An 11,266-nucleotide genomic window follows, 5' to 3' on the forward strand; every position below is an offset into this window, starting at 1 on the left:
AACGCTTGCATTCCGACAAGCAGCTACTGCTCTGGGCTTCTCGTCGGTATGGGTGGGTGGCCGTTCTGGGCGTCGAGCGCCGGGAGATCCTTCTCGCCTGCGCTGACCTTTGCGCGTTCGAGCCGCCACTGGTCGTTGTCGAACGGGACGTCGTAGTTCGCCTCGGCCCGTGCGAGGATGCTCTGGACCGCTGAATCGGGGATTTCGAAGAAGGCGGCGGTGGCGTGTTTCTCGCGGCCCTTGCGAACCTCGCGGATGAACGTTTGGGTGCGGACGTACTCGGCGGGAATCTGCTGGAGGAAGCCGTCCTCGACGGTGTAGCCGAAAGGTGGGCGGCCAACGCGCTTCCCGTCGGCGATGGCGGCGTCGATACCCTCCTGGACACGCGAGCGGATCATCTTTCGCTCGGCGTCGGCGAACACCATCATCATGTTGAGCATCATCTCGACCATCCAGTCGTCCTCGCCGACCGTCCCAATCGGCTGGTTCACGAGGTCGATGTCGACGCTCTTCTCGCGGAGGTCCTCGACAAAGCCAGCGAGGTCGGCGAACGACCGACCGAGCCGATCGAGTTCGTGAGCAACCACCACGTCGTACTCGGCGACGTGCTCGCGGAGGCGCTGATACTCCTGCCGGGAGGTCGAGGCCCCGCTCTCGCCGAGGTCGCAGAACCACTCGATCTGGTTCGAGGTCTCCTCCTCGCTGTACTTCTGGCGGATCGCACGCATCTGGCGATCCTCGTTCTGGTCGTCGGTCGAGACGCGGACGTAGGCGGCGATCTGCATGGTGTGTTCGGACACCCTATTCGTACCGCGATTTAGTATATAAAGAGTAGGGGTTTTCGTATCGATATGGAAAACTACTGTATCATGAATTCAGGCTATTTGATGCCATTTCTACGGATGACGTTCTGGACGAGTGTTCCTCAACCTCGTCAATTATGGTAAGCTGTATCGAGAATGCAAGACCAGGGAACACGAGAACGAAGGCAATCGTTAACAGAACCGTCACGGATAGTACGACCAATGTCATGAGACCCATTGCCAGCGCAGGTGTAGGATGACGAATGAGCCACTTGAGACCGTAGCGCAACGCATCGACAGCATCTTCACTCCCTGCCAGCTTGGCGAACGTTGGCATCAGCGCTAGCGATACGTAGACCGCGGCATACGCAGCAACAAGGGCAATGCCTTCTCCGAGAACTGACCCGCGTTCTAACGCAGCGGTGGCATACGTCACTGCGACCGCTCCAAGGGCAACGGGAACACCACTGAACATGGCGCTTGCAACGCCATTGTGCCGAAGCACGGTGAGAACGTGGGCACGATCTACTCGATTTTGATCACTCCGCAAGTCTTGGATGGCGACATAGGCTGCTAAGGTCGCCGGCCCGATCATCACGAGTGATAACGATGCGAGAAACCAGAGTAGACTGATGATTGCTAAGGAGAACCCGTTCTGGTAGACAAATCGAGAAACCTGAGAGAGTGCATAACGAAACGCTTCTTGATCCTTTCCCCCAACCATAGCTATCCAGTTCCAGCTTGCATCTGGATGCTCGAAATGAGCTTGTCTTGGAAGAGCAAGAAGACAATGAACAGTGGCATTGATGCTAATGCCAGTGATGTCATAATCACGTTTGGTGCAAGCGCGTTCACCGAGCGAAGGGTAACTACACCAATTGGAAGCGTATACAGCTGGTCATTATTGAGGACGATCAATGGCCAGAGAAATTGGTTCCAGCTCGTCACAAAAGTAAATATTCCGAGCGCCGCCAAAATTGGCGTCGAAAGCGGGAGGATAATCCGTGAGTAGATCCGGAACGAAGAGAATCCATCGAGTCGGGCTGCCTCCTCCAGTTCCGTAGGGATGTCTTGAAAGAACTGGACGAGCAGGAACACACCAAGGGGCCCTGCTGCAACTGGGAAAATGATCGCCCAATAGGTATTGAACAGACCGAGATCATTGATAAGGGTATACAGTGGAATGAAATTCACGTATGCAGGAATCATAAAGCTTCCTAGAATGATTCCGAGGATAATACCTTGTCCCGGCCAGCTGAGACGAGCGATTGAGAACGCTATCATGGAGTCAACCACAAGTACGAAGAGCGTAGCAATACTGGCGATTAGCAGCGTATTGAACGCCCACCGATAGATAGTGAGGTCTTGGAAAAGGTAGCGCTGCCAGTACTCGAAGGTAACGTCTGATGGAATCCAAAAGAATTCGCCGCTGGCGACGATATCTTGTGGAGCGATTGACAGCTGAAACATCCGCCAAAATGGGATGAAGAACACGGCGGCTATCCCATACATTACGATGTATAGTCCTATGCGGTACAATCGTCTCTTGCCGACTCTGTTGAGGAGCCGGTTGCGTACGCTTGTGTTACTCATTGGTGCCTCCTATGAGGTAGTAATTGAGTACTGAAACTAAGATGAGAATCCCTAGTAGCGTGTACCCGACCGCCGATCCAAATCCTAGTTCCCGTGTTTCGAAACCGAGCTGATACAGATACAGTACGAGCGTTTCAGTGCTTCCGGCAGGGCCTCCATTGGTCATGATGTAGGGCTGACCGAACACTTGGAACTGAAAAACAGTCGATGCGATGACAACGAATAGTATCCCCGACCTCATGTTCGGGAGTGTAATATCTCGGAACATGCGCCACGGGCCTGCGCCATCCAGTCGTGCTGCCTCATACAGCCGCTCCGGAATACTTTGTCGCGCGGCAAGAAGGACCGCGAAGTAGAACCCGGTCTGCCACCACACTGTCGTTATAATTATCGTCGGCATTGCCCAGAATCTCGAATTGAGAGGAGTGCCGCTAATGAACGAGCCAACGAGCGTTGTTCCGAGACCACCATCCGCAAATAGCTGGACCCAGATCAGTGCAACAACTGAGACCGTCAACACGTACGGACTGAAGTACACGAATTGCAAGATGCGGCCTCCCTTGAGATTTTTATTCAATCCGAGTGCGAGTATCAGACTCAAACCGACAATTAAGGGGACGCTCAAGCCAACGAATTCCAAAGTGTTCCAGAGCGCGTTCCAGTACGTTGGATCCTGAAGCAACCGGGCGTAATTACCTAGACCAATGAATGTCGATTGTGCTGGTGACAAGAAATTCCAATCAAAGAGACTCATGTACAGCCCCTTCACCAACGGATACAGCAAGAACACTATAAACAATATGAGATAGGGTAACGCAAACAGCATTCCAACCAAAAACTCCCGTGTTGAGCGGTCAGCAACGAATTGATTCAAGCGTGATGAGCCATCGACCGTCGCTGCGTCTACATTTTCACTCATTGTTATTCACTACTGGTTAGATAACGCTGGCTGAAGCGAGTTGACAATCCTGTCGAGTGCTGGTCCTACGTCTATATTTTGTAGATACATTTCATACAGCGGCAACCAATATTGGTTGCTATTGAGATGAATACTTGTTCGTGGCTGGTACTCTACTTGTCCGCTTGTTACCATATCGTACATGGTTGAAATGGTCCCATATTTCTTCCAGAGGTCGGTGTTCTTGACCTCGCTCGATGTCGCTACAGATTTCGCGGCCGGCAAGTGACCGCCAGCTGAGGCCCAAGAAGTATTGTTTTGGGTGACATACTCTGCGAACTTGACTGCCGCTTGTATCTCATCATCGCTATGGGCATCATTACGCGGGAAGTACATTGAGTTGCTCTCGGCCCAGGCGATATCCTCGCCATTGCCGGGAAACATGAACGGCTTATGAAATCCGAAGGACAGATCTTCAGGAAGATCTCCATCTTCGGTTTCGAAGTTGTTGACTCCCCAGGTTCCTTCGATCAACATTCCGAGATCATCATTAAGGAAATCATTGACACGCCCGAAGTCGCTCTGGAACGTCTGTTTATCCCAGCCGAACCTTCCAGTAACATCCGCCATCAACTGGGCTGCTTTCTGACCAGCACCTCGATTGATCGTAACGCGATAATTATCAGGTTCTCCTTCTACAATTTGCCCTCCTGCCTGAATGAGCGGGATGATGTAAGCACGGAGCGCACTCTGACCTGCCCGACCATTGAGCATGGAAAGCGCGTTTGAATTCGTCTCACTGATGATCGCATCACATGCATCGGAAAACGATTGCCAATCTGTATAATCTGGATCAACTCCTGCCTCCTCCAAGACAGCGTCGTTCGTATAGAGAGCCTTGCCATGGATGTCAAGCGGCAACGCATAAGTCTGGCCGTTGACTTGATGATTGTTCCAAGCGACCTGGAAGTATTTGTTCTTCGTGCCTTTCGAAAGATAGTCGTCAATTGGGTTGCAGATCGGTTCGAGATGGCGACCATAGGAACCATAGTAACTAGCGATATGGGGAGCACTTCCCGAGTTAACTGCCGCGAACAGCTTGGTTAGGAAGTTGTTAAACGGCACACTTTGGGTGTTGACCGTGATTCCATTATTCTGTGAGTTGAATTCATTAACGAGAGAGGTCATTTCCTCGTTTTCCTGCGCTCCGAAGTACAACCAATATTCGAGTTGAATATCATCGGAGCCATCGTCATTGGAACTACCGCTAACAGTACCGCCAGTGAGGCCAGCACAGCCTGCGAGGCCTCCAGCGAGGATTGCTCCACTAGCGCCGAGGAGGGCGCGTCTAGAGGTGACCGTGCTGTTTGAGTCGCTAGATGCTTGATTGCGGCGTGACGTTGCTGCTTGCGGTGACCGACCACAGTTCTCGATTGCCATTGAACCAACAGCGTCGTTGCTCTCGTTCTGATTGCTGATTTTCTCTCTCATGATTCTGCCATAGTTGGCGAACTACTGATTTCTTGATAGGTCCTACTCACGAGAAGGTTTTCTCCAGTCTGACTATCGAAGACGTGAACGTGTTCTTCAGGAAGGGACAATTCGACTGTCTCCCCCGGGTCGAAGCGAGTGTTCCCATCGACTCTCACGGTCCAGTCACTATCGCCCTTCGAAAGATAGAGATAATTGTCGCTTCCTTCGTGTTCTAAAACGTCGAGATCAGCCGTAACTGGATTCGAACCCGTTTCCTCAACTGTGATGTGTTCTGGCCGAATACCGAGAACGAGATCATCAGTCATGGCGCGGCTGCGAACCATCGACGCGAAATCTGCGGACAGTTCGGTCTCGAAATCCTCCGCCACAAGCGTCTCGTTGTCCAGTGTAACATCGAAGAAATTCATTGAGGGCGAGCCAATGAAGTTCGCGACGAATCGGTTCGCTGGTTCTGCGTACACTGTTTCAGGAGTGCCGACCTGTTGAATCGTCCCCTCGTCAAGGATGACGATCCGATCAGACATCGTCATCGCTTCGGTCTGGTCGTGAGTTACGTAGACCGAGGTTGTTTCAAGTTCGTTCTGGATCTGCTGGAGCTCCGTCCGCATGTGGAGTCGCAGCTTTGCGTCCAAGTTCGATAGTGGCTCGTCAAATAGGAACACCTCGGGTTGTCGGACGATTGCACGACCGGTAGCAACACGCTGCTGTTGTCCACCAGAGAGGTTGTTAGGCTTCTTATTGAGGTGATCCTCAATCCCCATCATCTCAGCCGTCTCCTCAACGCGTGTTTGGATTTCTTCGTCCGGCATATCTGTCGTCAACTTGAGACCATAGGACATGTTCTTTCTCACGCTCATATGTGGATAGAGCGCGTAGTTCTGGAACACCATCGCAACCCCTCGGTTCTGCGGAGCGATGTTATTGACAACATAATCACTGATGCTGATAGTCCCGTCGGTAATTTCCTCCAACCCGGCGATCATCCTGAGCAATGTTGACTTCCCAGACCCAGACGGCCCGACGATTGTAAGGAACTCCCCGTCTCGTACACCGAGGCTGACGCCATCAACTGCGACTATCGATCCCGAGTCGCCGTCGTACTCCTTCCGCACATTGTCAATGGTTATCTTGCCCATTAGCGACACGGATGTAGCCGAGGAACTTCAATCTTTCTCACGTTAGTGGTGAATCCTCCATTAGTGGGCAGACGCTTCTACTGAGACCAATAGTAGTTCGAACCACGGTCTGTTTGGTTAGTTATGAATGAGAATCTACAGCAAATGCACAAAAAGCCTAACACATGGCTGGTTTCCGCTAACAATCCGATTGGCTACAGTTGTTTTCTACGCACTCTGAGTGGCCAACCATTGTTGCACCGTCCGAACTGCTAAAGAGAGAAATCCGACAAAGATGCTATCGGTCTGCCGGTTTCATTTCCCAAATATCAAGCGACGCTACCGTCACCTCGTCACGGGTTGCATAGAGATCTAGTCCATTGCTGTCCGAGCGCATCGGATAGATGCGGCTGGTCAAGCACTGGGCGTTGTTGGCGAACACCTCGACGACTGACCGATCCAAGAACAGATGCAGAGTGACTGTCCCGTCGTCTTCGAGTCTGATAGGCATCGACTGCGGCGAGTCGTCGACAGCTGGGTCTAGGCTCGACTCGTCTCGATTGACGGTGACTTCCCGATAGCGCATGTCACATGAGATGATAGTTCGCTCTTCTCCATCCGGTGATTCCCTGAGAATTAGCCCGAACTCCTCCGCGCCCTCAGTATCAAAAGTAACTGAGATTTCGAGAGCATCACCTGAGACACCTTCGAGGTATCCCGACCCACCCGGCGAAACCTGTACATTCTCGAATTGATGTCTCTCCTTGCGCAATCGCGTCACCTCCTCTGCAACCTCCACACGAGGGCGCTGTTCATCGGTCATCGAGATCACACGCGGAAGGGACATGAGACCGGACCAACCGGCGTCCCACTGGCTCTCCGTGCTACGGGCTTCTCTCACCCAGCCGAAGGTGATCGTTCGTCCATCGTCTGTCTCGAACGACTGTGGCGCGTAGAAGTCTCCGTGGTCAAGTATACATCTGTGTTGAGGGTCAAATCGCATTGCGTCCTCATCGTAAGTTCCGGTAAAGACGACCACGTTGGTGTAATCAGAGACGTGGAGGAGTGCTCCCTCATCGAAACGGAGGAGTTCCGGACATTCCCACATCGGGCCGGTTTCGCGCCAATCACCGGCAAGAAGCGGATGACAGTACTCCCACTCGCGGAGATCCTCGGATCGATACAAGAACGCGGTACCACCTTTTCTCTCGATCCCGGAACCGATAATCTGGTGCCAGGTTCCGTTGTCTTCGTACAGCGCGTGATCACGGAACTCCGCCTCCCAGTGGGTGCTAGAGAGGACATCAACTGAATCGGGTGGCGACTCGATGACCGGGTTCGATGGGTCCTTACTCCACGATCTGAGATCATCATCGTCGGCTGTGGCGAGACACGGAAGCTGTATCCGCTCGCTTCCCCCGGTGTACATGGCACGTGGCGTTCCGTCGTCGTCAACGAACGCACCCGACCAACACCCGTGTTCGTCGGGGCTGTCTGGTGTCGGTTCGAGCGCGATGGGTTCGTCTTCCCAATGAACCAGATCGTCACTGACCGCGTGTCCCCAGTGTATCGTTCCGTGGAACGGTCCCGCCGGGTTGTACTGGTAGAATAGGTGGTATTGACCGTTCCACTGGACAAGTCCGTTCGGATCGTTGAGCCAGTTCGCTGGCGGCGTGAAGTGGTACTGCGGCCGGTGGCGCGGGTTCGGAATGGCCCGTCGCATCGCCTCGAACTCCTCGCGGCCCTTGGGCTTCCCCATCGTTGGTAGTGGCTCTCCCTCCCCAGCAAGGTACGTGAGAACGTTGCCCAATAGGTGTGTCCGTGTCTTTTGGTGAGCGTCGTCGGTCGTAGTGGATGCAAGCCCATGACCAACACCCAGGACGCATCCCTCCCCGACGTTCCAGTGAAGAATCGACTTTCTAGCGGGATGGTTAGACGACTCAACCGTCGCGGCCAACACGTCCGCATCGTGTGGCATTCGCTTCTCGTAGTGGACCGCTAGTGCGTCTACTGGCCTCGTCGTTTGAAAGTCCGACTCGTTGATTCCCGCGAATACGGGATGTGAGTCGTAGAGTGTCCGAACAAGAAACCCACTAGAATCAGCAGTCCGTCGTTTCAGCCGGTCGGGTTCGTGCGCCTCGATGCCGAGCGCAGTGGCGGCGGTGACCGCGCCATGGCTCAACAAAAGCCCACCACCTGACTCGACAAACGAACGGATCGGTTCGAGTGACACGTCGTCCTGATCGAGGGGCGTTTCACGGTGCCACCATAGTACATCATACTCATCGAGATCTGACTCGGAAAGATTCCCAGCCGTGAGCGTGGTAGCCCCAGCCACGAGCGAACACCAGTCAAGTGAAGCTAGGGATTCGTTCGGATCGTTAGAGACGAGACAGGCAATCTGTCCTGGAATGGCGAGTTCATCCTCCGAATGAGCAACATTGTGGTCCATATTCATCACTACTGTGGTTACATTCTCAAAGCTTATGAGTTTTGGTCCATTACATTCACTGAGGACACTCATGGCCGTCGAAAGTACAGTAGTTTACCCGCCTGAAACACGATTAACAGTTCATGCCTGATCAAAACAACGAGAAACTTGCTCTCCTGAAAGAGACGCTCCAAGAGAATGTCGGTATGTCGAAATACGAGGCTGATGTCTATCTGGCACTCGTTCGCGGTGGCGCTCAGACGATGAGCGAGCTTGCCAAGGTGAGCGGGGTTCCCAAACAGCGTGTCTATGATACCGTTGAGGATCTTCGAGACAACGAATTCGTCGAAATCATTGACGACTACCCCCGGAAAGCATACGCGGTTGACCCCACAGAAGCCCTCTCCGATGTCCAGAATCAGCTCAAGCGAGCTGAAGAGTATCTCGAAGAGTTCCATGAGGTGGTCGAAACCGTCGAGAGCGGGATAGCCCTGTTTAAGAGTAAGCGAACCATCGAAAAGTATGTCGAAAATCTTCTCACTAGCGCCAAGCACGATATCTTACTATTGTGTCCAGTCAGCAAATTGTCTCTTGTCGCCGATCCGCTTGAACTATGTGAAGACCAGCAGGTGCGAGTTATCGTTTCTGACCCCTCGCCTGAGTCTACAAACGATGTCGATCCTGATGGGGTGCTCCCCGAGACAGTTGGTGCGGTTCGTGAGACCACCTCGGCGGAACATTTTGCGCTCATAACGGATCGGAATCGTGGTCTCTACTGGTCAACCGCCTCGATGGAGCAATCGAAAGATGAAGAACAGGGCTTCTATATCACGAATTCACAGCTCGCGCTAATCCTTGATCGGTTCGTATCTGAGTCAGTATGGCCGCTCTCCCGACCGCTCAGGTCTCGGGTACCCTCTCTTCCTCAACAGTATCTTCGAATACGCGATTGTCTTTCCGATCTCTCTCAGATTGCTCATGAGCGTCCACTCGACAGTATCAGAGTCGAGTTCGAGGGATACGACACAGACAGTGACGAGGAAGTCCATGAGTTCGGGAGCCTAACCAGTTTCTACTTCACCGATTACGACCGACGTGCGTCGCTCACAGTCGATCTTGGCGAGGCCGATGATGGTGTGCAATCGCCGCTTGTGACCGTGGGTGGTGTCGGTAACCGTTTAGAAGATTACAGCGCGCACATCATCACGATCAGTGAAATAAATGAGAGCACCGACGACATACTTGACGATGAAACCCGCGAATACCTGCGCGCCTGTCAGCGAGAACTTCCCCATGAGTTCGGGACGAGATCAGTTGTCTCTGGATTCGCCGCATATGTCGACCGAATGCGGGAAATCATCGAGGAATGGTCAAATGGATATCAAAGTGTCGGACAATCAGAGGCATTCAAGGAAGCCCTCTTTCGATTCGATGCCAGTGAACGCGTCCCCCGTATTGAGTGGACCCAGACCCGGACCGAACCGGGCGGGCACGTCGCACATACCGGCCACACGTTCGACAATCTTGGGTACGATATCACGCTTATCGGACCGCTCGGAACACCAATCCACTCGGAATTCAGCCGCGAATTCCGCGACCAGACACTTGTTAGCGTAGGCGAGACGACAAATACGGACTACTTACGGTTCAAAGACCAGAAGCTACTGTTCACCGAACCAAACTTGGATCGGATTTCCTGGGAGACGCTCCTTGAAGAAGTCGAACTGACCGAACTGGCCGAGTATGTTGATGGAACTTCGCTCATGACGGTCGGGACAGAATTCTCGACGCCGACGCTTCCCTCACTGTTTCGAGGCCTTCGCGAAGATTTGTGGCCAACCTTGTCGTCTCCACCCGACAATGTTCAGGTTGCTACTGACGCTATCGACCGATTCGGCGCATCGCAGGTCCGCAATGGTTACGCTGAACTCGGCGAACTCGATGAGATCGTTACAGTTACTGTGAATGCCAACCGCAGTCAGACTCGACGTTTCCGGGATATCTATGATGGCGACCCCGGCACACACTCAAAATCAACCGTCCAGCGCGTCCGTGAGTCCCTCGGAGTGACGCGATACATCATGCACACAAATCAGGGCGGAACATTGGCCACAGAGAACAATGTGCTCCATGCTCAGGCCCCGCAGGTAGTCAAGCCGCGACAGGTACGGAATGTTGATGCACACTTCATCAGCGGGGTGGCAATCGGACTCACGGAAAATGTATCGGATGGCGCGCTGCTCATACTCGGAAACAGCGTCGGGCGATATTTCATGCGACACAAGGAAGCCCCCAATTCGGAGGAACTCCGGTCGTTCATCAGTCAGTACGACACTTTCTTCAAGTCGTAATGGATAAAGAGATTTCAGCAGATTTGAACGGGTGAGTCGGCAATAACGTTTGGATAGAGAGGGCGTGCCGTACTGAATCCTAGTGCGACAGTTGGTGACAACGCCGTCATTGAATCCGGTGTAGTTGTGACGGATGATGTTCCGGATGGCGTCATCATACAAGGAAATCTGGCTACGGTTGTCAAAAGGAATCGAGTGGGATCAATTATTCGCCCACAGGAAGGCAGCTCAATTCCGGCGTGTTGTGCCAAGAGAATCCTCCAGTCAATCAGCCGTGGTCTTCCGTGCGGAGGTCCATCACGGGTTCATAGCGCGGGAGTGCATCGATTGCGCCCGTTTCGGTCGTCGCCAGCGCGGCGACTGCGTTAGCCGATACAAGGGTCTCATTGAGCGACTTACCGTCGGCGAGCGCATGAAGCACACCTGCGAGGAAGGCGTCGCCCGCGCCGGTCGCGTCGACAGGGTCAACCTCGTAGCCCGGGTGGTTCGTGTCGGCAGGTCCCCATGACGCGCGCTCGTCAGCGAATGCACGCGCACCGTCGGCTCCCTGAGTCAAGAATACAGTGTGAGGGCCGGCTGCA

The 11,266-nt window shown here is 53.4% G+C and carries 9 protein-coding genes and 1 pseudogene; 2 read left to right on the top strand and 8 right to left on the bottom strand.

Going from position 1 to position 11,266, the window contains the following annotated elements; translation table 11 throughout:
- Positions 1-23 precede the first annotated feature (23 nt).
- The 7 genes from GT355_RS15090 to GT355_RS15120 all read right to left on the bottom strand — a co-directional run bounded on the left by GT355_RS15090 (position 24) and on the right by GT355_RS15120 (position 8,355).
- A complete protein-coding gene (locus GT355_RS15090) occupies positions 24-785 on the bottom strand; it encodes a recombinase family protein (RefSeq protein WP_160135430.1) in 762 nt (253 codons plus the stop codon).
- 82 nt (positions 786-867) lie between these two features.
- On the bottom strand, positions 868-1,527 hold the full coding sequence (locus GT355_RS15095; protein WP_160135392.1) for a hypothetical protein: 660 nt from the start codon (positions 1,525-1,527) through the stop codon (positions 868-870).
- Between the two features lie 2 nt (positions 1,528-1,529).
- Positions 1,530-2,315, bottom strand: a complete 786-nt coding sequence (locus GT355_RS15100; RefSeq protein ID WP_240145832.1) for a carbohydrate ABC transporter permease — start codon at positions 2,313-2,315, stop codon at positions 1,530-1,532.
- Positions 2,316-2,388: 73 nt separating this feature from the next.
- Positions 2,389-3,165: a carbohydrate ABC transporter permease gene (locus tag GT355_RS15105; protein WP_240145833.1), complete on the bottom strand. Its 777-nt coding sequence runs from the start codon at positions 3,163-3,165 to the stop codon at positions 2,389-2,391.
- Between the two features lie 159 nt (positions 3,166-3,324).
- Positions 3,325-4,734 carry an extracellular solute-binding protein gene (locus GT355_RS15110; RefSeq protein ID WP_205250453.1) on the bottom strand — a complete coding sequence of 470 codons (1,410 nt, stop codon included), beginning with the start codon at positions 4,732-4,734 and terminating at the stop codon, positions 3,325-3,327.
- Positions 4,735-4,781: 47 nt separating this feature from the next.
- Complete coding sequence (locus GT355_RS15115) at positions 4,782-5,924, bottom strand: ABC transporter ATP-binding protein (protein WP_160135396.1); 1,143 nt, start codon at positions 5,922-5,924, stop codon at positions 4,782-4,784.
- A 277-nt stretch (positions 5,925-6,201) separates the two neighbouring features.
- Positions 6,202-8,355: a GH32 C-terminal domain-containing protein gene (locus GT355_RS15120; RefSeq protein WP_160135431.1), complete on the bottom strand. Its 2,154-nt coding sequence runs from the start codon at positions 8,353-8,355 to the stop codon at positions 6,202-6,204.
- A 122-nt stretch (positions 8,356-8,477) separates the two neighbouring features.
- Between GT355_RS15120 and GT355_RS15125 the strand changes: the two genes are divergently transcribed.
- Complete coding sequence (locus GT355_RS15125) at positions 8,478-10,685, top strand: TrmB family transcriptional regulator (RefSeq protein ID WP_160135397.1); 2,208 nt, start codon at positions 8,478-8,480, stop codon at positions 10,683-10,685.
- A gap of 35 nt (positions 10,686-10,720) precedes the next feature.
- A pseudogene (locus GT355_RS18590) lies at positions 10,721-10,871 on the top strand (acetyltransferase); the annotation flags it as partial.
- Between the two features lie 82 nt (positions 10,872-10,953).
- Here GT355_RS18590 and GT355_RS18305 read toward each other — a convergent pair.
- Positions 10,954-11,266, bottom strand: a 313-nt coding sequence (locus GT355_RS18305; protein ID WP_240145834.1) for a carbohydrate kinase family protein, incomplete at its 5' end; no start/stop codon positions are given.

The sequence above is a fragment of the Halococcus salsus genome, from assembly GCF_009900715.1.
Lineage (GTDB): Archaea > Halobacteriota > Halobacteria > Halobacteriales > Halococcaceae > Halococcus > Halococcus salsus.